The organism is Clostridium sp., from assembly GCF_036646415.1.
In the GTDB taxonomy this organism is placed as follows: Bacteria; Bacillota; Clostridia; order Clostridiales; family Clostridiaceae; genus Clostridium_J.
This window is the reverse complement of record NZ_JAVXMF010000004.1, coordinates 35,371-61,767: the sequence shown is the minus strand read 5'-3', so window position 1 is coordinate 61,767 and position 26,397 is coordinate 35,371. Positions and strand designations below refer to the sequence as shown.

General features: G+C 29.6%; 21 protein-coding genes. 14 read left to right on the top strand and 7 right to left on the bottom strand.

All coding sequences use genetic code 11. From position 1 onward, the window contains the following. The first annotated feature begins 86 nt into the window (after positions 1 to 86). Entirely contained in the window at positions 87 to 1,472 is a 1,386-nt protein-coding gene (locus RSD37_RS04090) for a PLP-dependent aminotransferase family protein (RefSeq protein ID WP_346945428.1), read from the top strand. 217 nt (positions 1,473 to 1,689) lie between these two features. Here RSD37_RS04090 and RSD37_RS04085 read toward each other — a convergent pair whose 3' ends face one another. The 3 genes from RSD37_RS04085 to RSD37_RS04075 all read right to left on the bottom strand — a co-directional run bounded on the left by RSD37_RS04085 (position 1,690) and on the right by RSD37_RS04075 (position 5,764). After that, positions 1,690 to 2,799 (bottom strand): DEAD/DEAH box helicase, encoded by a 1,110-nt coding sequence (locus RSD37_RS04085; RefSeq protein ID WP_346945427.1) that lies wholly within the window; start codon positions 2,797 to 2,799, stop codon positions 1,690 to 1,692. Between the two features lie 199 nt (positions 2,800 to 2,998). After that, on the bottom strand, positions 2,999 to 4,624 hold the full coding sequence (locus tag RSD37_RS04080) for a cell shape-determining protein (protein WP_346945426.1): 1,626 nt from the start codon (positions 4,622 to 4,624) through the stop codon (positions 2,999 to 3,001). A 138-nt stretch (positions 4,625 to 4,762) separates the two neighbouring features. Next, the gene (locus RSD37_RS04075; protein WP_346945425.1) at positions 4,763 to 5,764 is read right to left on the bottom strand and encodes a hypothetical protein; all 1,002 of its coding nucleotides are present in this window, start codon (positions 5,762 to 5,764) and stop codon (positions 4,763 to 4,765) included. A gap of 176 nt (positions 5,765 to 5,940) precedes the next feature. On the opposite strand from RSD37_RS04075, the gene RSD37_RS04070 reads away from it, so the two are divergent. Genes RSD37_RS04070 through RSD37_RS04055 form a run of 4 tightly spaced genes read left to right on the top strand, consistent with a single transcriptional unit; the run spans position 5,941 to position 9,615 of the window. Then, the gene (locus RSD37_RS04070) at positions 5,941 to 7,242 is read left to right on the top strand and encodes a hypothetical protein (protein WP_346945424.1); all 1,302 of its coding nucleotides are present in this window, start codon (positions 5,941 to 5,943) and stop codon (positions 7,240 to 7,242) included. A 47-nt stretch (positions 7,243 to 7,289) separates the two neighbouring features. Beyond that, positions 7,290 to 7,964, top strand: a complete 675-nt coding sequence (locus tag RSD37_RS04065) for a response regulator transcription factor (RefSeq protein ID WP_346945423.1) — start codon at positions 7,290 to 7,292, stop codon at positions 7,962 to 7,964. Positions 7,965 to 7,968: 4 nt separating this feature from the next. Continuing rightward, on the top strand, positions 7,969 to 9,420 hold the full coding sequence (locus RSD37_RS04060; RefSeq protein WP_346945422.1) for a HAMP domain-containing sensor histidine kinase: 1,452 nt from the start codon (positions 7,969 to 7,971) through the stop codon (positions 9,418 to 9,420). 48 nt (positions 9,421 to 9,468) lie between these two features. Further along, complete coding sequence (locus RSD37_RS04055) at positions 9,469 to 9,615, top strand: hypothetical protein (RefSeq protein WP_346945421.1); 147 nt, start codon at positions 9,469 to 9,471, stop codon at positions 9,613 to 9,615. 89 nt (positions 9,616 to 9,704) lie between these two features. On the opposite strand, the gene RSD37_RS04050 is transcribed toward RSD37_RS04055, so the two are convergent. Continuing rightward, a complete protein-coding gene (locus tag RSD37_RS04050; protein ID WP_346945420.1) occupies positions 9,705 to 10,163 on the bottom strand; it encodes a hypothetical protein in 459 nt (152 codons plus the stop codon). Between the two features lie 142 nt (positions 10,164 to 10,305). On the opposite strand from RSD37_RS04050, the gene RSD37_RS04045 reads away from it, so the two are divergent. Then, a complete protein-coding gene (locus RSD37_RS04045) occupies positions 10,306 to 10,800 on the top strand; it encodes a hypothetical protein (protein WP_346945419.1) in 495 nt (164 codons plus the stop codon). A gap of 175 nt (positions 10,801 to 10,975) precedes the next feature. On the opposite strand, the gene RSD37_RS04040 is transcribed toward RSD37_RS04045, so the two are convergent. After that, on the bottom strand, positions 10,976 to 12,397 hold the full coding sequence (locus tag RSD37_RS04040) for an alanine/glycine:cation symporter family protein (protein ID WP_346945586.1): 1,422 nt from the start codon (positions 12,395 to 12,397) through the stop codon (positions 10,976 to 10,978). A 384-nt stretch (positions 12,398 to 12,781) separates the two neighbouring features. Further along, the gene (locus RSD37_RS04035) at positions 12,782 to 13,204 is read right to left on the bottom strand and encodes a hypothetical protein (protein ID WP_346945418.1); all 423 of its coding nucleotides are present in this window, start codon (positions 13,202 to 13,204) and stop codon (positions 12,782 to 12,784) included. A gap of 291 nt (positions 13,205 to 13,495) precedes the next feature. Here RSD37_RS04035 and RSD37_RS04030 point away from each other — a divergent pair, with 291 nt between their 5' ends. The 8 genes from RSD37_RS04030 to RSD37_RS03995 all read left to right on the top strand — a co-directional run bounded on the left by RSD37_RS04030 (position 13,496) and on the right by RSD37_RS03995 (position 25,117). Beyond that, positions 13,496 to 14,440 (top strand): ABC transporter ATP-binding protein, encoded by a 945-nt coding sequence (locus RSD37_RS04030; RefSeq protein WP_346945417.1) that lies wholly within the window; start codon positions 13,496 to 13,498, stop codon positions 14,438 to 14,440. Positions 14,441 to 14,643: 203 nt separating this feature from the next. After that, a complete protein-coding gene (locus tag RSD37_RS04025; protein WP_346945416.1) occupies positions 14,644 to 16,311 on the top strand; it encodes an ABC transporter permease subunit in 1,668 nt (555 codons plus the stop codon). 281 nt (positions 16,312 to 16,592) lie between these two features. Beyond that, positions 16,593 to 18,545, top strand: coding sequence for an SEC-C metal-binding domain-containing protein (locus tag RSD37_RS04020; protein WP_346945415.1), 1,953 nt, complete (start codon positions 16,593 to 16,595; stop codon positions 18,543 to 18,545). Between the two features lie 272 nt (positions 18,546 to 18,817). Next, the gene (locus RSD37_RS04015; RefSeq protein WP_346945414.1) at positions 18,818 to 19,876 is read left to right on the top strand and encodes an HD-GYP domain-containing protein; all 1,059 of its coding nucleotides are present in this window, start codon (positions 18,818 to 18,820) and stop codon (positions 19,874 to 19,876) included. Positions 19,877 to 19,925: 49 nt separating this feature from the next. Further along, positions 19,926 to 21,200 (top strand): hypothetical protein, encoded by a 1,275-nt coding sequence (locus tag RSD37_RS04010; RefSeq protein ID WP_346945413.1) that lies wholly within the window; start codon positions 19,926 to 19,928, stop codon positions 21,198 to 21,200. A 363-nt stretch (positions 21,201 to 21,563) separates the two neighbouring features. Next, a complete protein-coding gene (locus RSD37_RS04005) occupies positions 21,564 to 22,544 on the top strand; it encodes a cation transporter (protein WP_346945412.1) in 981 nt (326 codons plus the stop codon). A gap of 291 nt (positions 22,545 to 22,835) precedes the next feature. Next, complete coding sequence (locus RSD37_RS04000; RefSeq protein ID WP_346945411.1) at positions 22,836 to 23,543, top strand: ABC transporter ATP-binding protein; 708 nt, start codon at positions 22,836 to 22,838, stop codon at positions 23,541 to 23,543. Further along, positions 23,543 to 25,117: a putative ABC exporter domain-containing protein gene (locus RSD37_RS03995; RefSeq protein WP_346945410.1), complete on the top strand. Its 1,575-nt coding sequence runs from the start codon at positions 23,543 to 23,545 to the stop codon at positions 25,115 to 25,117. The genes RSD37_RS04000 and RSD37_RS03995 overlap by 1 nt, the downstream gene beginning before the upstream one ends. A 281-nt stretch (positions 25,118 to 25,398) precedes the next feature. On the opposite strand, the gene RSD37_RS03990 is transcribed toward RSD37_RS03995, so the two are convergent. Beyond that, on the bottom strand, positions 25,399 to 26,298 hold the full coding sequence (locus tag RSD37_RS03990) for a HAMP domain-containing sensor histidine kinase (RefSeq protein ID WP_346945409.1): 900 nt from the start codon (positions 26,296 to 26,298) through the stop codon (positions 25,399 to 25,401). Between the last annotated feature and the right edge of the window lie 99 nt (positions 26,299 to 26,397).

Sequence of the window (26,397 nt, the reverse complement as noted above, 5' to 3'; positions counted from 1 at the left end):
CTTATGTATACTATACATAATATTTGTCATTGTTAAAATGTACAAAATATGAAATTTAAATAGGGACGGTTTGGGGGAGTTTTTTCATGAGCAAAGTAAGTACAACTATAATTAATCCAAATGATGCTCCGAATGTACCATTATACATTCAACTTTATAACCACTACAAGGGTCTTATTTCTTTAGGCACACTTAAGGCGGAAAGCAAATTGCCATCTATACGAAGATGTGCAGAGGAGAGAATGATAAGCCGTACAACTGTAGAGGCAGCATACTTACAGTTGGCTGCAGAAGGTTATATTACTCCACGTTCAGGAAGTGGGTTTTACGTAAGTGATTTAGATTATAGGGATATTCAGAAACCCTTACCGGTGAAGGTTTCTAAATCTAAATTTGAGGACAAGCAACTATATGATTTTGCAACTTCTGCAGTTGATGATAAGAGCTTTAATTTTGATCTGTGGAGTAGATATATAAAGAGTGCACTCCGTAATGGAGAAAGACTTTTATCTTATGGAGATCCTCAAGGTGAGTATGACCTTAGAGTTGTATTATCACGGTATGTAGCGGAACGAAGAGGAGTTATATGTACTCCGGAGCAAATCGTAGTAGGGGCTGGGGTACAGAGCTTACTGCAAATTTTATGCTCTTTAACGGGGGTTCGCTCACCGGTGTCCTTTACAGGAGGAGGCTTTGAGAAGGGCAGAGCTATCTTTGAAGATAGAGGCTTTGATACTTTAATCTATGGTAATATGACCAATGACTTATCCAAGTTTGAGAAGGATAAAGTTAAAATAATATATACATCACCGTCTCATACAACACCATGGGGTGATGTTATGCCAATGCAAACTAGGCTTGCACTATTATCCTTTGCACAGTCGAAGGACTGCTTAATAATAGAGGATGATTATGATAGTGAATTTAGGTATTATAGTCGACCAGTGCCATCATTACAAGGTTTAGATGGAGGAGAAAAAGTGGTTTATATGGGGACCTTTTCAAGATTGTTGCTACCATCACTGAGAATTAGCTTTATGGTATTATCAAAGGAATTAACTAGTATATATATGAAGCGTGGAGGAATATATAATCAGACTGCATCAAAGACAGAACAAATTGCACTATGTCAGTTTATACGCGATGGACATTTAGGAAGGCAAATTAAAAAAGCAAGAAAACTTTATATGATAAAGAGTCAGCAGCTATGCATTGCTATAAATAAAATTTTTGGAGATAGAGCTACAGCATTACCTGGTTCAGGGGGGTTTTTAATACAACTTGAAGTTAAAAGTCAATTATCATCGAAAGAACTTGTAAGACGTGGGGCAAATGTTGGAGTTTTAGTTCGTGCTTTTGATTCGGAAAAAGATGGAAAATATCCAAGATTACTGCTATCCTGTTCTGGGGTTTCAGAGGATAATTTTGAGAAAGCACTGAATTTACTTAAAGAAGAATTTTTTAGAGAATAAGGAAACTTTTGTTGATGAGATGGGTACAATAGTTGGTAAATATTTAGATGCAGAAGTCTTATATTTTTAATGAATAGAAAATAATAATATTAGAGCTTTTCACATTAAAGTTTAGAATTATATAAGAACAAGTGCTATCTGAAAATTTCAGGTAGCACTTGTTTTAAATTAGTTATTTATTTTATTATGAAGAAAACTTTGATTGAAAGAAATAGTATTATAGCTGCACTTCTCTTCTAGGAATCTTAAATCCTATTTTTCTTTCGATATCTTCTAAAATTGGTTCATTTTTAGGATCTATAAATACGCAAGTATAACCTTCTTCACCAGCTCTTCCAGTTCTTCCAATACGATGAATATAACCTTCTACAGTTTCAGGAATATCATAGTTATATATATGAGATACTCCACTAACATCAATTCCACGAGCAGCAACATCTGTAGCAATAAGATATTGAATATCAGCATTTCTAAATGACTTCATTATTCTCTCACGCTTAGCTTGAACTACATCACTATGGATTTTTTCACATTTATAGCCACGTTTAGAAAGTCCCAGTTCTAGCTCATCAGCTCTTCGTTTAGTTCTACAGAAAATTATAGCAATGAACGGGTTATCTTCTGCAAGTACTTTACATAGGGCATCTTGCTTTCTTCTATCTGTAGTTTCTACTACAAATTGTTTGATGCTTTTAAGAGTAACCTCTTCCTTTTTCACAGTAACTATAGAAGGGTCATTCATATATCTATAGGCAAGCTTTTTAACAGCAGAATCCATAGTTGCAGAGAAACATAGAGTTTGATGATTTTTATTTGTATGCTTTATTATGGTTTCAACTTCATTTTTAAAGCCCATAAGTAACATTTGATCTGCCTCATCAAGTACTAAGGTTTTAAGTTTTGAAAGATCAATAGTTTTTCTCTCAAGATGATCAAGAAGTCTACCAGGAGTTGCAATAATTAAGTGAATATTTTTATTCAGCTTTTTAAGTTGTGAGCCAATATCCTTACCACCATAGGCAGCTAAAATGTTTATATCTTTACCACCCTTAAGCTTTTTAGCCTCATCAGTTATTTGTATAGCCAGTTCTCTTGTAGGAGTTATAATAAGTCCTTGAACTGCATCTGTATCTGGAGATATATTTTCAAACATAGGTAGTAAAAAAGCTAGAGTTTTTCCAGTACCAGTTTGTGCTTCAGCGATAACATCTTTTCCATTCTTAATAAGAGAAATACTTTCCTCTTGAATTGGAGTAGGGGTTGTTATTCCATTATTTTTCAGTATTTTTATTATATCTTCACTTATTCCTAAATTCTTAAAGTTCATTGTTTCATACCTTTCATTAGTAAATTTTTATTATGCTTCAACATTATTGTTAAACATAGTCTAAGTTTTAATTATATTCAGTTTGTAACTAAATAAACATAATTATTTATAGCCCTATGTTATAAAATCTCTTCTTAGATTAGTTAATCTTAACACAACGGTGTTCTTAATACTATCAGATTGAGGCAGCCCATTGTTTTTATTTAATATCTAAATTTATGTTATCAAAGGCTTTTATAGTTATATCTGAAGTTCCCATATCCACATATTCGAAGGTTATACTATCTCCTTCTTTAGTTATAGGTAATTCCTTTGAGATAGAAGAAGGAGCTATAATTAGTGTAGTATTATTTTCTTTAGTTATTATATAGAATAAGCTACCTTTATCTGTAGGTAATAAACCAATTCTTTCTACAGTGCCTTTACCTACCTTTATTTCACCACTTGTCTCTAATGAGTTAGAACCATTTTCAGTTAAGGAATCCACATAGTTATTCATAGTTTCATTCAAGGTTTCACCAACTGCAATGATATTTCTTTGTTGTACATTAACCATTCCATACATTTTAATATCTCCATTATTATCTTTTAACAGAGTAAAGTAAGTAGGTTGATTTTGAACATTTATAAGAGTAGGCATGGTAGAAGTATATCCGAATTGTTGAACTTTTCCTTCAACAGCTTGGGAACCAGCCAATTCAGTTATTCCACCAGGCATTTTATATAGGGTGGATTCTCCGGTTTTAGTGTCTACTAGCATGAAACCTACTGTACTTTCATCGGAACCAACTGAAGTTATTCCAGTATAGTAATAGCAGTTACCATTATTATATATGGTGTTAGTTCCATTGGTGGCTTTTAATTTATCTTTCTTAGAAAATCTAAAGCCATTAATATATTTACCCCAAGAATTGATATTATCATTTACTATATACATAGGTTGTACCATGTCAACCCAACTAGGAATTGAAGAATTATCATATTCAGTAACTTCACCATTTTGAGCATCTATAATCATTATTCCAACTACAGCACGACCAGATACACCTACCTGTTTTTCATACTTACTTATAACCCAATAAGGTCTACCAGAATCATTTAATTCAAAAGAGTAATCCGTAAGCCCTATGGTTTTGTTTTGTGAATGAGCATATCTATGGATATCATTACTAAAGAAAGATGAAGTTAAATACTTCATTTTCAAATCTTCACCATTTAAAGAAGTTACTAATTTAACATCAGATGGATTATTTGCATTTACAGTAATATATCCTGGTGTACCATCTTTATTACTAAGCCATTGAAAGAAACCAGAATGTTCTAGTGGAATTACATATTGAAGTACTCCATTTACTTGTTGTATAGTAGGAGTCCCAAGTTGTACCTGGCTACCTAAGGCAGAAAGCTCACCTAATCTACTTTCAGCTATTTTAAGTGAATATTCTTCATCAATGACTGGAATCTGAGATAGATCTATAGGTGAAATTTTCTCATCAAAGTTCTCATTTTTCACTTCCCCTAGCAGCCCTCTATAATCCTTAGCGTTAGTTATTACATTGGTAGTAACTACAGCGTAAACTAAATAGACAGCAAAAGCTCCACATAAAATTTTACCAACAATAGATATGTAAGATGTATCTTCCTTGCATATTGCTTTTTTTATAGCTAAAATAATCAAAGGTATAGCTATAGAAATTACTAAAACTATAATAAGTGATGGGAATTTTAAATTTAATGGTATATGAGCAAAATAATTTACTATAAAGAATAGAACGAATCCTATTAATATGCATAGCGCTATTTTTAAAACATTTTTTGTGTTCATTTAAACACCCCCTACTAGTATTATATCATGAGAAGTGTGAATTTAATAAAGGATTTATGTATATAGAGTTTAAACAGTTATGGTGCAAGTTACTGCAAATGAAGAAGGTGGTATATTACTAATAAATTACCACCTTTATTAAATACAAATACTTATTGGAGTTATTTGGAGGGCTGGTGAATGGACCTCTGTTATTAAGTTCATCGGAAATATAAAGCCATTGTCATTTAAAACTTGTAAATATGGTATAAATGAGTTAAGTAAGGTTACATAGTATTCATCTAGTCCAGTTTTCCTTAGTAAGCTTATATTGTCGTCAGGGTTTAGAACCACATTAGTTACCTTACCAAAGACTATACAAGGTGCATTATTAGAGTCAAATACATAACTTTGATTAAAAGAAGTCGTAATTAAAGAAGTAACAGCGCTTATTTCATCCATTTTAACTATAGCATCAGAGGTATTACCCCTAGCTAGATTATTTTGAATGATAGTTAATAACCTTAAAATCATGGCATAACTTAAAGGACCTATTTCTTTATTATTAAAGGTAGTATCAAGAAATGAAGTATCGTAGCTATTAAGTAAGTTTATAATAGTAGATACATAGTTAGAAACGGTATTAATATTTAACGTTCCAATGAACTTTATATAATCTCCAGGGTGAATATCATTTATTTTAGGGTTATTAACATTTAAGGTTTTTATTATACCGAGTTTTTCAAGAATTTCTATAATAATCTCATTAAATGCGAAGAGTGAATATTGACGGGTTACAGTAGAGTCACGAAACTCTGAATTTCTACTCTCTAAAGAGGTAAGAAGTTCATTTAACTCTAAGATTGATTCTTCATAGTTGATATTAGTACTATCATCATGATTAGTATGAACAAAGGAATTATTTTTACACTTTAATATATTAGAATTCCTAAGAAGCGGCAGTGGATTAATAGGTATAGATGTAGCTCTAATATTTTCAGTGTTTGTATTTCTATTGAGATTTTGCATTCTACCTATGATTAGATTATCATGTGAATTTCTTGAAAATCTATTGCTAAAATATCCCCCTATTAAAATAGAGGTTAGGTCCTGTAAAAGTAAAGAATTTAAATATATAGGGGTTAAAATTTGTGAAGACATATAATTGAATATCCTTACTAATGCTATATATATATAATATTAATATATACATAGAAATGTTCTAATGGATTATATAGGTGTTTATATTTGGAAGCACGAGATATTTAACAATTTGACAACAAGTTAACCATAGTTTGTAAAAACCATATGATACTATGTAATTAGAGGTGATAGATATGAGTAAGAAAAGAATATTTATAGTTCTACTAATCATGGGAATTTCAGTTTCCTTAATGGGATGTGAGAAAATGGGAGATAAAGCAGTTGTTGTACAAACTGATATAAATAAAGAAGATGGAAAAGCTACAGTAGATAAAATAGTTGTGGAAGAAGATGTTACACAGAAAGTGGAAAATATAGCTAAGGTTACAGTGGAGGACGTTGATTTAAAACTTGATTCATTAGAGTGTTTTTATCCAGGATTTTATCTTGATGGAAAGCTATATGGAGCGGTTTCAAAAGGTGGTACTTACTTTGTGAAAGAGCACATAGAAGGGAGTTCGCCTATAGATGGGGGAATGGAAGAAAATTTATATTCATTAAACAATGAAAATATTTTAGAGAAAACTAATAAAGAAATATTTACCTGGATTAATGGAGTTAAAACCACTAATTATAAATGGGAAGAAGGAAGACTAAAGGGTATATACACTATAGATTATAGAAATGAAGATGTGCCTAGAGAAGCTTGTGACATGGAAAATGAAATAAATAAAATCACACATATAAAAATGGATGCAATTAAGGAAGTTTCGGGTAGTGATGAATATTATTATTTTAGTAGTGCTAATTCTACAGGCTATGGGCCGAAATATTTAGGAATATATGATGAGAAAAATAAAGAAGCTTACAAAATGGACATAGGAAAAGAAGATAGATTTTCAATCTTCTATATAAAAGAAACGGATTCTTTAATGGTTTGGGATATAAATAATGGTTTGATTAATAAGGTAACTTTAAAAGATGGGAAGATTATATTAGAAAAATACATGGATTTAGAAGAAATTGTAGGGGAGAAGGAAGTGTATCTACGTGTCATAAGTGATAGTGAAATTATAATGCAGTGTGATATTGATATAAATGAATATGAAGACAATTATCCAATTTATAAGACTAATAAGATATCAAAATACAACTTCAAAACAAATGAATACAAAGTTATATTCGAAGGAGCAAAGGAAAAGAATATGTTAGTTCAATATGTAAGCGGTAACTTATTTTTGGCAGAGGAATTTGAACAGAAATCTGATAAAGCAGAAAATGAAAATAGATATATAATGAAGCTAGACAGCGAGGAGTTAAAGGTTATTTTCAAAGAGGATATACGAGGTGAAACTCAAATAGAAGATGGCGGGATGCCAACAGGAACAGCTATAGTAAATGAAGCGGGGAATGAAATATTCTTATCTAAACGTATTTATGGTGAGTTTGGGGTAAGTGACGAATCTATATGTAAGAGATATATTATTGAAAATTAGATATAATAAATATTGATTTTATTTATTTAAGAGGGGTATGTGTATACATGGGTAAAAAGATATTAGTTGTAGAAGATGAATATTCAATAAATGATGTTTTAACCCTTGGGTTAATCAGCGAAGGTTATGAAGTTAAAAGTGTTTATGATGGAAAGAGTGCCTTAGAACAAGTTAAATCATTTAATCCGGATTTAGTAATTTTAGATTTAATGCTGCCTGATATGGATGGGTTTGAGGTTTGTAAGACTATAAGCAATGAGTATTTAGTTGTAATGCTTACGGCTAGGGATAATATGTTTGATAAGATTTTAGGTCTAGAACTAGGGGCAGATGATTATATCACAAAGCCCTTTGAATTAAGAGAAGTCATGGTAAGAATAAAGGCTATTTTTAGAAGAGTGAGTAAAGAAACTAACAAAGAATTAGATGGAAATTTAATACTCCCAGGAAATATAACAGTGGATTTACAAGGGAAAAGAGTGTTTAAAAATGATATAGAAATAAACCTTAAGAGGAAGGAAGCAGGCTTGTTTTTTCACTTTCTTAATAATAGAAATAAGGTGTTTACTAGAGATGAGTTATTAAATGAAATATGGGGATACGATTATTATGGAGATGGCAGAACCGTAGATGTTCATATTAGAAGGCTTAGAGCTAAAATAGACATGCCTGGAGAATCAATTATTAAGACTGTATTTGGTACAGGCTATGTAATGAGGTGAGGTTGTGATAAAAACTATAAGAGGGAAAATCACTTTAGGCTTTATAGTTACAACATTGATTACACTTATATGTGTAAACCTAATAATGTGGAAAGTGTTTGATGAAAATCTAAAAGATTATATAAAACAAGATATGGATAAAGCTAGGTCTATATCAGTATCAGATTTAAAAAAGCAATATGACTTTGGATCTGGAGATTTTAGTAGTGAGAATAATCAGATTTGGAGGGTGTTAAGTAATATTAATAATCAGTATGGAATGTATATATCTTTTGATTATGATGAGGATAGAAATATAGAGTTTTTAGGAACTTTAATTGATGACACTGAAAGAAAAAACATTATTAAAGATAGTAACAAAAAATCATCACTATTGTATATAAGTAAAAATATTAAAAAGAATAAAGCGGATTATTTTTATGCTACATTTGCTTACCCAGTTTATATTGAAGAGAATTATGCAGGAACATTAGTATTTCAGAAGGATTATTTAGATAAGTATAAAGAAAATTTTATCCTAATGGCAAAGATTATAGTTGTTCAGTTTATATTGTTTTTGATAATGATTTTTATTGCATATATTTTATTGAAAAGTGCAATAAAACCATTGAATAGACTATCTATGGCAATGGTACATATAGGAGATGGGGATTTTAAAGAAAGGCTCAAGGTCAAGGGAAATGATGAGGTTTCAACCTTAGTTCATCACTTTAATGGCATGCAAGATAAGATAGAAGAGCAAATGAATCAACTTTATTTAGAAAAAGAGAAAATACAAGAACTTGAAAAGACTTCACGGGAGTTTATGAATTATGCAACTCATGAAATGAAGACTCCCCTCACTGCAATTTTAGGCTATAGTGAGCTTTTGAAAAAGGGTAGCTTAGGCGAAAATGAGGTAACCCGTGCATATGAAAGAATAACTACTGAGGGAAATAGACTAAAATCCATGGTAGAAAATATGCTAGTTGTGGCTAAAGGAAAAGAAGAAATAACTAAGAGTGCAGAAGAGTTTAATATAACAAATATGCTAAGGGAACTTACAGCTGAATACAATCTTATCTTTGAAAAAAGTGATAATAATATATCACTTCAATGTGATGATTTGATTGTATATGGAGTAAAAGAAGAATTGAGAATGGTTATGGTAAATCTTTTGGATAATGGAGTTAAATATAGTGAGGATGGAAAAATATATATTAATGTTTGTAGTGATAAAGGAACCATAGCTATTAAAAATAAGGTGAAGTCCATACCTAAGGAACTTAAGACGAGTTTGTTTGAGCCTTTTGTAAAATATAATTACGGAGATAATACAAAGGTAAGTTCAGGTTTAGGATTATTTATATGCAAGGAATTAATGGAGAAAAATGAAGGAAATATTAGCTATGAATTTCAAGGTGATAATATTAGGTTTAAAGTAGAATGTAATAAGGTAAAATATTTTTTAAATTGAATATATTTATTCTGAAAATGAAATACTAATCTCAAAGGAGTTGATGATATGCAAAAATTTGAAGATTATAAATTTGCTAACATGACAGAGGAAGAAAAAAATAGGATTACTGATCTTGAACAAACAATGGCAAAGGGTGACAATAAGAATGTTATCCTAATTGCATATGAGAATAAGAACAAAGTTCAAGGATAAATATCTTAAACTACCTATAACCCAATATTAACCCCTAATAAAAAAGCTAGTAATAAATAGTTGAACTACTATTTTTACTAGCCTATTTTTTATTTATAATCATATTTCATTAAATTATTTTTATATTCTTCACAAAACTTGAAGAAATCAGATGGCACTAAGTTAGGTTTGCTTAGAGAAAACTTTTCTCCAAACTCTGCTAAATTATCTATATAGTCTAATAATGAAGCACCAGGACTAAAGATGATATCATCACTTTGAGCAAATGCTGCAATGTCTGCTAAAACTCCTGTGATGTCTTGAGTGCCACTGCCACAAGGATATCTTTTATCAGCAAATGTAGCTAAAGTATCAGCATAAGCATCTTGTGCTTTTTTACCGTTAATTGCAGCTTTATTATTTTCTGATATTTTTATTGTATCGGATTCAGTAGTAATATTTAAATCATTATCTATATTAGCTTTTGATGTAGTTTTTTTCAATGAATTAATGTCATTTACATTATTATAATAGTTATTAGGTAAATTACCTTGTATTTTATTATACATATTTATCCCCTCCTAGATGATGTATCGTACATTAAATAAAAAACTTAATAGATATTAGTAACAAAAATTTACACTAAAAGTGTTAACTAAAGTATAAATTTATAATATACTTATATAAAATTACAAAATAGGAGGTTATATTATGAAAAAGTTTTTAAAAGGAAAAAATGTTAAAGTTATATTAATGATGTTAGCTTTAGCAATTACAATGTCATTAGCACCTATAACTAGTGCTTATGCAGCTACAACTCCAAGCCTTAATGTAATTAATGTTGGGGAAGCTGTTAATTTAAGTGCAGATCCTAGTTATCAATTGTGGGATGCTGGAAATTATCAATCTAACACTTATCATCCAACTATAAATTTAACAACAAAAGATGTAGCTATTAAATTTAAATGGGTAGGTTCTTTTGGAAATTCATATGTAGCTGTAGATGGTGTAAATTTAGGAACTACAGATTCAGTGGATCCAAAAGCAAAAGTATATTTCTTAGATATACAAACTTCAGGAAATGAGACTGTAAAAACAATCGTAGTAAAAGATCTTGCGCCAGGACAACATACAATAACAATTAGAGGTATTACAACAACAGGAGTTACAAAAACTGATTATGCGACAGTAAATATAGCTTACTAATCATCCCACATATAGAAGAGGTAGAATGTAATTTTAATATTACTTATACCTCTTTTTATTTTTGTTATAATAAGTTCTAAAAGTGTATCAAGAATTAATATTATTATTAAAGTGCAGTAGAAATAATCAAAGGCTAGTAGGAAATAATGTACTAGCTTTTAGTTTTATTAAATTCTTAAGAACATTTTTCTATTTCATTTGCATCATCATTCCAAGACTCTGTATTTTCAAGTCCAGGAATTGAAGAAGATTTAAATATAGGATCTTTACCTGCTTTCTTTTGAAGTGAATAATCATCAAGAGCAGCGAAGGCATATTTCCCAAGTAATACTATGGCAACTAAATTTACCATTGCCATTAGGGCCATAAATAAATCAGCTAGGTTCCAAACTATATCTATAGAAGTTAAAGAACCAGCAAAAACAGTAAGTACAACAAATACTCTAAATACAGTAAGTATAATTTTATTATCGGTTATAAATTCTATATTAGCTTGCCCATAATAATAGTTTCCTACAATAGAACTAAAGGCAAATAAGAATGTGCAAATGGCTAAGAAGTAAGTGCCGAAAACTCCAATTTGAGAAGTTAATGCACTTTGTGTAAGTTCAATTCCAGTTAAGGTAGTGTTTGCATAATCACCAGATATTAAAACTATAAAAGCAGTACAAGTACAAATTACGATAGTGTCGGTGAAAACACCTAAGGTTTGTGTAAGTCCTTGTTTTACAGGGTGAGATACCGTTGCAGTTGCAGCAGCATTAGGGGCACTACCCATACCAGCTTCATTTGAAAATAATCCTCTTTTGATTCCTTGCATTATGGTAAAACCAAGAGCACCAGAGGCTGCTTGTCTAATACCGAAAGCACCTTCAAATATTAACTTGAAAATATTTGGTAAAGCTCTAAAGTTAATTACTATTACGAAGATAGCAACTAAAATATAAATTGTTGCAAAGATAGGAACTATCACTTCAGAAACCTTTGCAATTCTTTTAACTCCTCCAAATATTACGGCAGCAGTTAAAACAGATAGAATAACCCCCATTAATGAAGGATTAATACTAAAAGCATTAGTAAATGCTAGGGTAGTAGTGTTGGCTTGAGCTGCATTAAATACAAGTCCAAAGCATAGAGTTGTTAAAATGGCAAAGAAAATACCAAGCCAACGTTTACCTAAACCTTTTTCTATGTAATAAGCAGGACCACCGAGGAAGTTGCCATCTTTATCCTTAGTCTTATAAATTTGTGCTAATGTACTTTCTACAAAGCTAGAAGCACCCCCAATAAGGGCAATAAGCCACATCCAAAATACTGAACCAGGTCCACCTGCGGCAACGGCCATAGCAACCCCTGCAATATTACCAGTACCAACTCTGGAAGCTGTACTTATACAGAAAGCTTGAAATGATGAAACACCATCTGGTTTATCTGTACTACTAGGCTTTAGAAGTTTAAACATTTCTTTAAAATATCTAAATTGAACAAATTTTGTTTTAAAAGAAAAGTAAATACCAACTGATATCAATAAGAAAATAAGTACTTTAGACCACAAAAAAGCATTTAGTATATTCACAATACCTGCTAAAAATTCCATGAAATTATTCATAATTCATCTCCTTACTTAATTAGTTTTTAGTAAATTGTAATTCAAGTACAGTTTATTTTGACTCATTAAGACACTAACTGACATTGAAAGATAAAATTTAATGTATTATTTATATATTATAGAGAAATTTCAAAAAAATCAATATAACGATTTAATATATTTAAAAAAATTCATTTATTAATAGTTAAATTAAGACTATAATAGGATAATTTATAATGAATATACGGTTATTTAGTTAAAATATGTGAAAGTTATTTGGGGTAATGAATTAATTATAGTTAAAATAGAAACTGAATTTTAAAATATGTTTTAATATAACAAGAAAGCAAGGTAAGAACAACTAATTGAAATTACCTTGCTTTTTATGCTATTTTAACTTTTCATTTTAAATTCATATCCACATTTTTTACAAGTTACAGTTATATTTCCCTTACCCCTAGGAAGTCTAAGTTTTTGACCACACTTTGAACATTTAATTATTTTATAGTTTCTTTTTTCATTAAACCATCTTTTTAAATTACTAAATAGTGGTGCACAGTCACTGAAGTGAAATACTGGTAGATTGCTAGGTATGGCTTTATTAAACTTACTTAAAAATCTGTTAGCATACATGCAAAACTTTCTATGTTCCTGCTCGCGTTTTTCTACATTTCTAGAGAATACTCTGTATAGTGCAAAAAGTAACACTACTGAGGATATCAGTCTAGTATTAGAAAATAGGTTTAGAAGAGATGCCACAAAGATTAGGAAAATAGAGAAAAAGTCAAGTCCGTAGGTTTCATTAAAAAAATTCATCCAATCACCTCTTAAAATATGATTATAACTAGAACTTTAATTAGTTTAGTGATTTTTAATATTATGGTTAATAATTCATCTAAGCATATCTATTTATTCTATTATAGTACAATAGTACAAGCTATTCAAAGAAATTTATAAATTATGTTTTTAATATTTTATGAAGAATTTATTACAGTTAATGAAATTTTCAAGTGGTTTATTACATCTTTCTTACAAATAAGTGTAAATTGTTTTCAAACTATTAATGATATTGTATGCTAGTTTTATCAAATAATATGAGGTGAGAAAATGTCTACAGTTTTAGAACTTAAAAATGTTAGTAAAATCATGGGAAAACGTAAGGTAGTTGATAATGTTAGTTTTCAGATAAATTCAGGTGAGATATTTGGATTCTTAGGACCAAATGGAGCTGGAAAAACTACAACTATAAAGATGATTACAGGACTTTTAAATATTGATGAAGGTGAGATTTTCATAAGTGGAAATAATGTTAAGAAGAATTTTGAGAAAGCACTTTCGGGGGTCGGTGGAATTATAGAAAATCCTGAAATGTATGGATACCTTACAGGGCGTACAAATCTTGAAATTTACGGAAGAATGCATGGGAATATTTCTAAAGAGAGAATTGATGAAGTTATAAATATGGTAAAATTAGAAAATCGTATTAACGATAAGGTTAAGAAATATTCTCTTGGAATGCGTCAAAGACTTGGCGTTGCTCAGGCGTTACTACACAATCCAAAGCTTTTAATTCTAGATGAACCAACAAATGGATTAGATCCTATGGGAATTAAAGAACTTCGTGACACATTAAGATTTTTAGCTGAAAAAGATGGACTTGCAGTCTTAGTTTCAAGTCACTTATTAAGTGAGATGGAGCTTATGTGTGATCGTGTAGGAATCATAGATAATGGAAAAATTATTGATATGAAGACTTTAAAAGATATTAAAAATCAAGAGACTTCAAGTATAAATAGTTATGAGATAGAAGTGGATAATGTGACAAAAGCACAGAGTACTATGGAGTATGCTATAGCAGAAATAAATAAAAATGCTGTATTAGAGATCAAGGGTAATAAGTTTGTAGTTTCATGTTCTCATGAAGATATTGCTAAAATTAATCAGATATTAGTGAAGGCAGATATACTTGTTTATACTATTGCGCCTTTAGCTAATACTCTTGAAGATGAATTCATGAAGATAACAAAGGGATCTAAGAGCCAAATAAGTTAGGCATCTGAAAATAAATAATAAGTCAAAGATGCGAAGGATATTTTGAGTTAGACAAGGAAGCAGGTTCCGCAGATAGTAGAACTATCTAAGGGTTCTGCTGACGACGTATCACTCAAAATAGTCTAGGAGATTGACTTATTTATTTTTGAAGATGCCTTAAGAAAGTAAGTGCGAAAAAATATCTAATAAGAAGGAGATAAGTAATGAGCAAGGTTTGCGGACTAATAAAAAATGAATTAATCAAACAATATAAAAAGACAAGCGTTAAAGTTATTATAATTTTAATACTTTTAGCAAGCATAGCATTTCCGGTAGCTATAGAACTTTTAAATAATGGCGGAAATGAGAAATGGCATATACAAGATTATAAAAATCAAATTCAATGGCAGACTACAGAAATGGCAAACATTGATAACAGTAAGAAAAACAGTGAGATTCAAAAGAAAATTTATGAGGAATCGATTAAAAGGCTACAGGTATCAATAGATAGTAATATATCTTATGAGGACTGGAGAAATGAAGTTGTAAATGAAGGGTCCATGAAGGCTAAAGAGGCTATTGTACTTTCTGGTATTATAGATGGACTATCAAAGGAAGAATTATTTAACAATATAAATGATTTTGATGTAAATACATTTAATGAGTATTATGACATGACAAAAGAAGATGTTAAGAAGGAAATGGATAAAAAGTTAAAGGAAAGCAGTGATTTATATGTTACTGTTGAAAAAAATGATTATCTAGTATACCTTGAGAATAGTATGAAATCTTTCAATGTAGAGATAAAACAAATGAAAGAATATATAAAGACTCTAGAAGAAGATATTAGTAAGGATAAGGATAATCAAGAATTAAAGGTTTCACTGGAAAAGTCAAAGATTCAGTTAGCAATGATTGAAGATAGACTAGAGGCAACCAAGTATAGGTATGATAATAAAATATCTTATGATGAAAAAGATTGGAAAAATAAAACTATAAGAGATATAGCATACAACATTGATAGTGAAGGTGAGACATTTTTAAATGAAGAAATGTTTAAGCAACAATATATTGATCAAATAGCTAATGGGTTAACCTATGATGATTATAAAGCAAACTTTGAAGAAAATAAGAAAGCTATAGAAGAAAAAATAGCTCTTCATTGGTATAGTCTTGAAAATGATATTCCACAAGTTGAATTCAGTGATGATGCAAGAAGTTCTATAGATAAAACTTATCTTATTTATGTAAGTATTACAATTATATTATGTATAATCATAGGCGGAGGAATAGTTTCTTCAGAGTACTCTACAGGAACTGTAAGATTACTTATGATAAGACCAGTATCAAGATATAAGATTCTACTGTCTAAGCTTGTATCAGTATTTATAATAGGATATGGGGTTTTAATTTGCACTGTTATATTAAATATTATAAGCAGTGGAGTTGTACATGGATTTGGTGGATTCGGGACACCTGTTATAGCATTTGTAAATGGTACTATAGTTGAACAAAACTATATCATGTCCATAATTCCAGGATTATTATTCTCAAGCATCAGCTTAATATTTATAATTGCAGTAGTATTTACTATTTCAACGGTTATAAAGAACACAGCACTTGCAGTTGGATTAACAACTGTTGGATATCTTGGAAGTTCTCCAGCACTAATGATTATGTTAACATTAAAAATGAATTGGGTATCAAAAACTATAATACCATATGTTAATTTGAGTAGTTTTGTTGGTGAAAGTTATATGATTGATATGATAAAAACCCAATATAACGTAGCGTTAAATCCAACTATGGGAGCTGTTCAGCTACTTATTATTTCAGCTATATTAATTGGGGTATCTTTCTTAGTGTTTACTAGAGCAGATGTGAAGAATTAGATATAAGTTTAAAATATTAGTTTTAAATGTATTAATATGTAAGGTTATATATTAAATTAAAGTAATTCATAAAAATATTAGATGTAGAATTTCATAGGTGATGAAGTTCTACATCTTTTTAATTGAGTAAAAAAATTTATATAATGAAACAATATATTTACTTCATAAGGAAAAGAGAGGGATAATATAAGGCGAAATCATGCATAAATTTAGTGATTTTTTTTACAAGTTATGATAAAGTAACAAGATGTGATAAAAATTATGTTTCGAGGTGATAATGGATGAAGGGTAAATGCTACTACTGTAATAAGGAGTTAGGAAAATCAGGAGTTACAAGGCATATCAAGAGTTGTAGTGAAATAAGAGAATATATTAGTGGAAATACAGAAGAATCAAGGTCTACAAAGGAAAAGTTTTTAATAGAGGTAAACTTTAAATATGAGCCTAGTGAATATTGGCTATATATAAATGTTGATGAGGACTGCACACTAAAAGAGCTAGACCAGTTTTTAAGAGATATATGGCTAGAGTGTTGTGGACATCTGAGTTGTTTTACTATTAATGGTGAAGTATTTGAAGTTAGAAGAACTAATACATTAGATAATAATGAGAATAAAAACATGAATGTAACCTTAAATTCAATTGTAGAAGTTGGAAGTAAATTTAAATATGAATATGACTTTGGGTCTACTACAGAGCTGAATATAAAGGTTTTAGATAAATTTACTTGTGGCGAGGATATAAAACCTATAGAAATCATGGCAAGAAATAATGAACCAATTTTTCAGTGTAGCAGATGTGGAGAAATCGCTACATATTTTAACCATAGAGAAGATGCTCTTCTATGTGCTTCATGCAGAAAAAGAAACTTTAATTCTAATGATGAGATGATAGAAAAGATGGAGTTTACAAATTCTCCAAGAGCAGGTATGTGTGCTTATTATGGAAGTCAAGATGATGAACTTGCATATGTTCCAAATAATAATTTATGGACAGATAAAGTACAGGTTGCAGAAATAAATAGAGTTAAGGATTCCTCTATTATAAATGAAGTAGAAGAGGAAGAAACATCTTTTGAAGATATGATGGAAAGTGCTATTCCAGAGCTTGAGAAATATTATGAAAAGATGTGGTCAAGTACAGAAAAAATATTCGATTTGGATTATCATCTACAAAAGCTTGGGAAAAAAGAACTTTTAACCATTGGAGAAAACCTAGGAATAAGCAAGATAAAATCTTTAAGTAAGGATAAAATTAAAGATAAAATAATTCATGATTATGAGGAAAGAGTATTATTATGTTTAAATAACATGGATACACAAAGATTAAGTTATTTACTTGATATGATAAGTAGTGAAGGATTTAAAGAGTCTGATGATTTTATAGATGAAGAATATTGTTATTATTTTGCACATAGAGCTATGGTATTTACAGGGGAAATAGAAGAGAAATATGTAGTTATCATGCCAAAGGAAACTCAGGATTTAATAAGAAGTGTTAATATGTTAGACATAAGAAGGCAGCTTAAGAAAAATGAGGAAATAATAAATCTTTGTAATGGAATGTCTAAATATTATGGAGTTATTACCATAGAAGAGTTTAAGGAACTCCTTAAAGAATATTTAGATTATGATATAGCGAATATAGATGTAGAAGGTATATTAAAAGAGGTTTCAGCTCAAGGTAGATTCATAAATTATGAAGATAGTGTGATTAGTAATTATGAAGTTTTAGACAAAGATAAAATATTGAAGGAACATATATTAAGAAAAGACATAGAATATAAGACCTTTACTAAGACTGATTTATTAGATGCTGCTAAAGAATATCAGATCCCTAAAAATAAGGCATATAATAAATTCTACAAATTTTTAGCAAGTAGTTTTGAGGCTGATAAAGAGCAATGTGATGAAATAATTAAAACAATAGTAGATGATCTAAATCATGGTGTGACTTTAAATGAGATTGTAGAAGAATTTCTAAGTGGTGTAGAAGTTGATAGTGAAGTTTATAAAAATATCATTATTAATGAAGTAGAAAGCTTTTTAAATAATACTCCACAGTGGATGTTAAAGGGGTACACACTAAGAGAACTACAAACTAAGGAACAACAAGTTGAAAGTAAAGATAAAGTTGGAAGAAATGATCCATGTCCTTGTGGTAGTGGCAAAAAGTATAAGAAGTGTTGTGGTGGAAAAGTAATTGATTTTGAAGAAATGAAAAATAATATGTAACATTTGAAGAATTTATATATTAGAGTCTAATAAGTTATGGATTTAAAAGTAAATTAATCATTTTTAAAATTTATAAGTAAATATTATATGATAATATTCTTAGATATGCATAGCATAAGGGATTACTTACTTGGTAAACCTTTATGTTATTTTTTATTATAGGCTATATACTTATGATTTTTCATACCTAAATATGAACTCTTCATATCATAAAAAGTACAGATATGATATGATAAAGTTAGCAATAAATACAAATACTGGGGAGAAAATGTATGAAGTTAATACTACTTAAAGATATCAAAGGTGATGAAATACTAGCAAAGGATATTATTACAGGACATGGGGATATTTTACTTAAAAAAGGCATAGTAATAACTTATGATATAATGAGGAAAATTGAACAACAAGGAATATTTTTTGTGTATGTAGAGTATGATGATTTAAAAGATATTAAGGATGATACAAAGCTTATAAATCTTAAAAAGAATGTGTTGCAAACTCTTCCAAATATGTTTAAGGACCTTATAGAGTGTAATCAAGAGTCTATTAATAAGTCATTAACTATTCTAGATGATTTAGTAGATTATATTCAAAGTGAAAATCATATAAATCTAAATCTATATGAAGTGAAATTATACGATGATTATACATATATTCATTCAGTAGATACCAGCATTATGTCAGTTTTTTTAGGCGCAAATATGAAGTTTAATAAAAAGAAATTAAGAGAGCTAGCTATAGCATCTCTATTTCATGATATAGGAAAGACTAAAATATCTAATAAAATTATAAATAAACCAAGTAAACTTACGGATGAAGAATTTCAGAGTATAAAGATGCATCCAGTCTATGGGGAAGAAATCTTGAGGGATAATCCTATATTTAGTGATGATATAATAAGTGGAGTAATTAGCCATCATGAAAAGTATGATGGAACTGGATATCCATTTAAATTAAAGGGTCATGAAATATCTGAATTTGCTAGGATAATATCAGTATGTGATGTATTTACAGCAATAACTTCAAATAGATGCTATAGAAAAAAATTTAATCCGAGAGAAGCCTATGAATTAATTTTAGCAGAAACATATAGAAGTTTTGATCCAGAGATAATAAAGTTATTTAAGGAAACTTTTGCTGTTTACCCTTTAGGATGTCCTGTAGGATTATCTAATAAGCTATTTGGATATGTTATTAATCAGAACAGTGGATATCCAGATAGACCGGTTGTTAGGATAGTAAGAGATGAGTTTAATAATAAAGTAACTCCTTATGATATTAATTTAAAGGATATTATAGATGTAGTAGTAGTAGATACTATAGAAGGATAAGTTATTAATAAGTATTTAGTAGTCTAAGGTGATATTAAGGAGGTGACTCATGGATAATGAATTAAATCTAGTTAATATAAAAAGTATTAACTTTTTAAGGACTTTGTACAGAAATATTTGGTGGAGTATGTCTACTAATTTAAAACTACCCTTAAAAGCTACCAGCTATCTTAAAAAGAAGAAGATGGAGAAAAGGTTTGAGAATCTACTTAATGAAATGGTTGATACTATTGAAAGTTTTCCAAAGGAAGAAAGTGAAAGAATTTTGTGGAAAGCTCGTGGAAATAGAATTTTTCAGGAGCTGATTGAACAGGAAGAAAGCTTTAAGCTGGGAACCTTAGATGAAAACATGAAGAAACAGTTTTTTGAAAGTACAAAGACTTTTATTAATAAATGTAAGGAGTTTGATAAGGATATACCATATAGTGATATAGGTCAAGCTATGAGGAATGTTTGGATTGTAAATATTCTTCAGAAGGTCATTGGTATGGATATTACGTTTACCATGGCTATCTTTGGATATAGCATGCTTTATCCATATACTGATAATTATCTTGACGATGTTAAGGTGTCTATGAAGGATAAAAAAGAATTTAATAATAGGTTTTATAAAAGACTGTCAGGAGAAGATGTAAAGCCCAAAAATCCTCATGAAGCTCAGGTGTTTAGCCTAGTTAGCTGCATTGAAAAAACCTTTGACAGAAATAAATATGCTAAAGTTTTTGAGGGACTTTTATTAATTCATCAATGTCAGGTTAATAGCCTTACACAGCAAGAGGGAATGAGTAACCCCTATGAGAGAGATATGTTAGATATATCTATAGAAAAAGGAGGAGCCTCTGTTATTGTGGATGGATACCTTATAAATGGGGATTTAACAAGAGACGAAGAGGTATTCACTTATGGATATGGATTTCTTCTTCAACTTTGTGATGATCTTCAAGATGTTAAAATTGATTATAAAAATCAGCATATGACCATAATGTCTCAACTAGCTGGAAAGTATGATTTAGACACCGTAGTGAATAAGTTAATTAATCTAACGGTTTATGTAATTGATGAGGCAAACTGCTTTAAGGGAGAAAACAACTTAGAACTTAAAAAACTCATAAAAGATAATTGTTTATTGATGATAATTTTTGCTATTGCTATGAGTAGGGAATATTTTTCAAAAGAGTATGTAAAGGAGATTTCTAAATATCTTCCATTTACCTTATCATATATAGATAATATGAAGGAAAAACTTCAAAGTAAGTTTAAGCGAGTAAAGAGTTCTTATCATGGAGTTAGCATAGAAGATATAATTTATTATCTTGTTATTTAGGTATTAGCGTTTTGGATGATAAGAAAGTTTATCATTGATATATTTTAAGAAAAATGATAGTATGTAAGGTGAAAAGGCGATTTTAAAAGCATAAATGTTAATGAATATTAAATGGAAAATTAATAGGTTTTCATATATTAAGGGAGTAGTCAGTGCCAGCTTTTATGTAAGCTAGGTGGGATTAGGTCAACATCTTGAATATTTTATATTCTGGTTTAATCTTAAAAGACGAGACTTGTATTCTAGAATTAGAATATAGGTCTCTTTTATTTTGGGGACAATATTTTTAAATAAATGTAACTTATAGAAAATTATTTATTTGTTAGAATAGAAAAACTAAAAAAATAGGTAGGAGGATTTGGAATGATTTATGTTTTATATGCAATAATAACAGCTTGCGTAATTGGATTCTCTATTGGGTTATCTTATTATGTGGACGAGCTGGATAAGAAGACCAATTTATCAGGTGCTTTCATTGGGGGAGTCATGTTAGCGGCAGTAACATCTCTTCCAGAACTTTTTACGAGTATTTCATCAACAGTGTTTTTAGATGAAGTACAATTAGTCTCAGGAAATATTTTAGGGAGTAATATATTTAATACAGCGTTGCTTGGATTATTAATTTTTATATGTGTTAAACAATTTAAGAAGGCTGCAATAACTTCAAGCCATAGAAATACCTTAAAGTTTTTAATGATAATATATGGGGTTATATTCATAGCTACTTCAATAGGTAGGGATTTTACATTTTTTGGAGTTAGCGTGTTTTCTATTATAATAATGCTACTTTACGTTACTGGGATTAGAAGAATGTCTGGAGATGAGGGTACAGAGGAAAGTTGCGAGAGTCAGTGTAACCTTTCAGTAAAACAAATATATGTTAGATTTATACTTTTAAGTTTAGGATTAATAGCATGTAGTATTGGAATAACTATAGTTACAGATATAATTGCTAAAAAATTAAACTTAGGTGTAACTTTGGCAGGTGCATTATTTTTAGGGATTGCTACTTCTCTTCCAGAAGTAACTGCATCAGTGTCCTTAGTTAGAAAAGGTAACTTTAATGCTATGATAGGAAACCTTGTAGGGAGTAATCTATTTAACTTCTGTATATTATTCTTAACAGACATTATGTATATAAAAGGTTCTATATATCAGACTTCAGATCAAGTATACTTATTAACTGTATTTGGATTTATATCTACTGTTTTTTCATATGGTATATTAAAAATGAAAAAGGAACATGCTAAAGAAATAGATAAACAAAGGAGTTCACTACCTTATGCATTAGCTAGCATATTAGTAGTTGCAGGATATGTAACATATATAACTATGTCTATATAATTATAACTATAGTTCTTAAGTGAGTTAAATCCTAGTTAAGTAGGTGGTTTAAACCTTTTAATAAAATATGTTTAGATCCATTGGAGGAATCCAGTGGATTTTTTATTGTTATATGAATTCTAAATTTTTAAAACCATTTTACATAAATGATTTTAATATTATATAATTTATTGAATATGTAAATTGTTACATGTATAATGTTAATATATGGTATGGAGTGTTGGGGTTAAATTTAAGAGAGGTGGATAAATTTTATATAATGCGAATTAGAATAATGGAGGGCTAGGTTATATGTTAGTAGTAAAGAATGTAACAAAAAAATATGGGAAAGTTATAGCTAATGAGGAGATAGATTTTGAAGTAAATAGTGGACAAGTGGCAGTATTATTAGGACCTAATGGTGCTGGTAAGTCAACTATTATTAAATGTATTTGTGGACTATTAAGATTTAAGGGTGAGATTACTATTGATGGATATGAAAATAGATCTTTGAAGGCAAAAGCTAGGATTGGATATGTTCCAGAAATGCCTGTGCTCTATGATATGTTAACGGTAGAAGAACATTTAGAGTTTATTGCTAGGGGATACAATCTAACTAATTGGCAAGATTATGCTGAAGAATTGCTTGTTAAATTTGAACTAGACGATAAAAGAAAGAAATTTGGTAAAGAACTTTCTAAGGGAATGCAACAAAAGGTTAGTATTTGTTGTGCGCTACTACCAAGACCTAAGGTTATAATATTTGATGAGCCGTTAGTAGGACTTGACCCTCATGGAATTAAGGCTTTAAAGGAGTTAATTCTAGACCTTAAAAATCAAGGAGTAGCAATGGTGATAAGTACTCATATGATTGATAGTGTTGAGGATTATTGGGATGTAGCTTATATAATGATAAAGGGGAAGATTGCTGCTACCAAAGAAAAGGATAGTAGTGAAGATTCTAGGGATAGTCTAGAGAAATTATTCTTCAACATCACTGAAGGAAAGGGTGATGAGTAGTGAGAGGAATATTATATCTATTAAGTAGGACTGCAAAAAATAGGATAATAGATTTAAAAAAACATCCAGGAAAGTTAGTAGCGTATATCATTATAATAGCATTAATGGGGTTTGTATTTGTAAGCTCAGCTATGTCAGATTCATCTTCAATGAGTAGTGGGAATTTAAGGAGTATGTCAGAGCTTGGAGCTATAATACTTGCTTTATTTATGTTCTTATTTATAAGTCAAATTATGCAAGGTTTATCTACGGGATCAACTTTTTTCAAGATGTGTGATGTAAATCTTTTGTTTGTATCACCAACATCCCCTAATAAAATTCTTGTATATGGATTAGTACGTCAAATGGGAATGTCACTTTTAATGGCGGTATTTATACTTTTTCAAGGAGCAGTTTTAAAGAATGCTTATGGAGTGGGTATAGGTGGAGTATTAATAATATTTTTAGGATACTTTGTACTAACATTTGTGAGTAGTGTAGTATCTATTGCTATATATTCAGTAACTAGTGGAGATGAAAAAAAGAAGACTGTAGTTAAGGGGATTATTTATCTAACAATTATTCCTGTGATTGCATCAATTCTTCTTAATATTAAAAATGGACAAATTGGAATAGAAGCAGTGGTTAATGGAATAAATTCACCATGGTTAGAGTGGATACCTTTTGCGGGATGGATAAAAGCCATTACCTATGGTGGACTTATAGGAGAAATATCAAATCTTCTAGTATATTCTATAGCTATATTATTGTCAGTAGTTTTACTTATCATAATAATTATAAAGAATAATAATAATTATTATGAGGATGTGCTTCAAGCTACTGAAAGTATGCATACTCGTATGCAGAATGCAAAAGAAGGAAGAGTTGTAGAAACTAAGGATACTAAAAAGATAAAATTAAAGCATAGTGGAATAAATCATGGTAAGGGAGCATCTGTATTCTTTTTCAAACATATGTTAGAGAATAAACGGGCAGGAAAGTTTTTCTTTGATAGTATAACCATATTTCAAATAATATTTGTTATAATATTTACTCTAGTGGTAGGCAAAGAAGCAGGGATAATCTTTGTATTTGGTATGTCAACTTATATGCAACTATTTACTAGCTTCACAGGTCGGTGGGTAAGAGAACTTAAGGTTAATTTTATATATTTAATTCCTCAAAATCCACTCAAGAAGCTTTTATACTCAATTTCAGAAGGAATTTTAAAGTGTCTATTTGACGGGATTTTAATATTTGTTTCTGCGGGAATAATACTTAAGGCAACACCTGTAGAGATTATTATATGTATAGTGGCGAGAATAGGATTTGGAATATTATTTATTTCAGGGGATGTTCTATCACAAAGAATATTTGGAGAGGTAACCTCAAAGGGACTACTTCTATTTCTAAATATATTAGCTTTAATAGTAATTGCAATTCCGGGAGTTATTGCAGCTATAGTTATTGGAGTTATAACTAATATAGGTACAGTTTCAATTATGGCTACTTTTGTATGGAATGTGGTTATATCATTTATAATTATAGGATTATGTAGAAATATACTTCATAATATAGAGCAAAATAATGTGTAAATAAATTTAGGAATACGTAAGCTGAACCTAATTAAAAGATTATTGAAGTCTTAAAAGTTTAGTGATTTTAAATTCATATTGCATTAAGATGCATTAAGAATTTTTAAAGTAATAATAAAAAAGGTGTGAAATTTTAGATTTAATATTCTAAATTCACACCTTTTTATTATGTTTGTTAACAATTTTATACTGAACAGAGTTTTGTAAATACAGGTTCCTAAAGAGGTAAGCGAAGATAATATGATGTAATAATCAACACTTATTAAAACAAATTCTACTATTTATATATCAGAGAATTCAATTTGAATTTTTTCCATCATATTATCATAAGATCTTTTTTTATGATCAATTTCATTATAATTTATAGGTTTGTCTAAAACCTTATTAGGGAAGCGAAGGGTAAACTCACTACCTACTCCATAGGTACTTTTAAAGGTTACATCACCACCATGGAGTAGCATTAAGGAGTTTACAATAGAAAGACCCAAACCACTTCCACTATTTTCTGATACCTTACACAAAGATTTATTAGTTTGAAAAAGCCTATCAAAGAGTGATTCTTTCATAGATTCATCTATTCCAATACCATCATCACTTATTGATATGCAGAGATAGTTGGAATCTTCAAATATATTTATAAAGATCATACCTCCAGGATTTGTAAACTTTATAGCATTAGATAGAAGGTTTAAAATAATACGTTCTACCTTTCCACCATCTGCTGAAATAATTTTTTCTTCTAAAGTAGTATCAAATATAACATCTATTCCTTTGGAACCTATAAAGCTGGCAGCAGCATCCACTATACTTTCAATGGTGTAAACTATATCTATATTATCTAATTTTATTTCATAAATAGATGATTGCATCTTAGTAATATCCAATATGTTATTTACAAGCCTTATAAGTTTAAAACAATTAATTTTTATTGATTCAATATAGTTTGTACATTTGTTTTTATCGATTACTAGGTTTTTAAGTTGCTTTTCTAAAAGTTGTTCTGCACTATAAATTACATTTACTGGAGACTTAAGATCCTGTGAAGTATTTGTAAAAAAGTTAATTCGTGCTTTCTCATGATTTAAAAGTGTGGTATTAGCTTCTTCAAGTTGTTTTTTGCTAAGATTAAGAGCTTTATTTCTAGAAAAGGTTCTTTCTAAATTTTTTAACTTTATTATCATACAATAATATCCCCAAAGTGTAGATAAGAGAATAATAGCAATTTGAAGATATAGGAATGATTGTTCACTTAATATATATGTAACAAGAAAAATATATAC

Bases quoted from the DNA above. Each gene is read 5' to 3' on its own strand.
- RSD37_RS04090 (WP_346945428.1), top strand. From the start codon at position 87: ATGAGCAAAGTAAGTACAACTATAATTAATCCAAATGATGCTCCGAAT.
- RSD37_RS04085 (WP_346945427.1), bottom strand. From the start codon at position 2,799: ATGAACTTTAAGAATTTAGGAATAAGTGAAGATATAATAAAAATACTG.
- RSD37_RS04080 (WP_346945426.1), bottom strand. From the start codon at position 4,624: ATGAACACAAAAAATGTTTTAAAAATAGCGCTATGCATATTAATAGGA.
- RSD37_RS04075 (WP_346945425.1), bottom strand. From the start codon at position 5,764: ATGTCTTCACAAATTTTAACCCCTATATATTTAAATTCTTTACTTTTA.
- RSD37_RS04070 (WP_346945424.1), top strand. From the start codon at position 5,941: ATGAGTAAGAAAAGAATATTTATAGTTCTACTAATCATGGGAATTTCA.
- RSD37_RS04065 (WP_346945423.1), top strand. From the start codon at position 7,290: ATGGGTAAAAAGATATTAGTTGTAGAAGATGAATATTCAATAAATGAT.
- RSD37_RS04055 (WP_346945421.1), top strand. From the start codon at position 9,469: ATGCAAAAATTTGAAGATTATAAATTTGCTAACATGACAGAGGAAGAA.
- RSD37_RS04050 (WP_346945420.1), bottom strand. From the start codon at position 10,163: ATGTATAATAAAATACAAGGTAATTTACCTAATAACTATTATAATAAT.
- RSD37_RS04045 (WP_346945419.1), top strand. From the start codon at position 10,306: ATGAAAAAGTTTTTAAAAGGAAAAAATGTTAAAGTTATATTAATGATG.
- RSD37_RS04040 (WP_346945586.1), bottom strand. From the start codon at position 12,397: ATGGAATTTTTAGCAGGTATTGTGAATATACTAAATGCTTTTTTGTGG.
- RSD37_RS04035 (WP_346945418.1), bottom strand. From the start codon at position 13,204: ATGAATTTTTTTAATGAAACCTACGGACTTGACTTTTTCTCTATTTTC.
- RSD37_RS04030 (WP_346945417.1), top strand. From the start codon at position 13,496: ATGTCTACAGTTTTAGAACTTAAAAATGTTAGTAAAATCATGGGAAAA.
- RSD37_RS04025 (WP_346945416.1), top strand. From the start codon at position 14,644: ATGAGCAAGGTTTGCGGACTAATAAAAAATGAATTAATCAAACAATAT.
- RSD37_RS04020 (WP_346945415.1), top strand. From the start codon at position 16,593: ATGAAGGGTAAATGCTACTACTGTAATAAGGAGTTAGGAAAATCAGGA.
- RSD37_RS04015 (WP_346945414.1), top strand. From the start codon at position 18,818: ATGAAGTTAATACTACTTAAAGATATCAAAGGTGATGAAATACTAGCA.
- RSD37_RS04010 (WP_346945413.1), top strand. From the start codon at position 19,926: ATGGATAATGAATTAAATCTAGTTAATATAAAAAGTATTAACTTTTTA.
- RSD37_RS04005 (WP_346945412.1), top strand. From the start codon at position 21,564: ATGATTTATGTTTTATATGCAATAATAACAGCTTGCGTAATTGGATTC.
- RSD37_RS04000 (WP_346945411.1), top strand. From the start codon at position 22,836: ATGTTAGTAGTAAAGAATGTAACAAAAAAATATGGGAAAGTTATAGCT.
- RSD37_RS03990 (WP_346945409.1), bottom strand. From the start codon at position 26,298: ATGATAATAAAGTTAAAAAATTTAGAAAGAACCTTTTCTAGAAATAAA.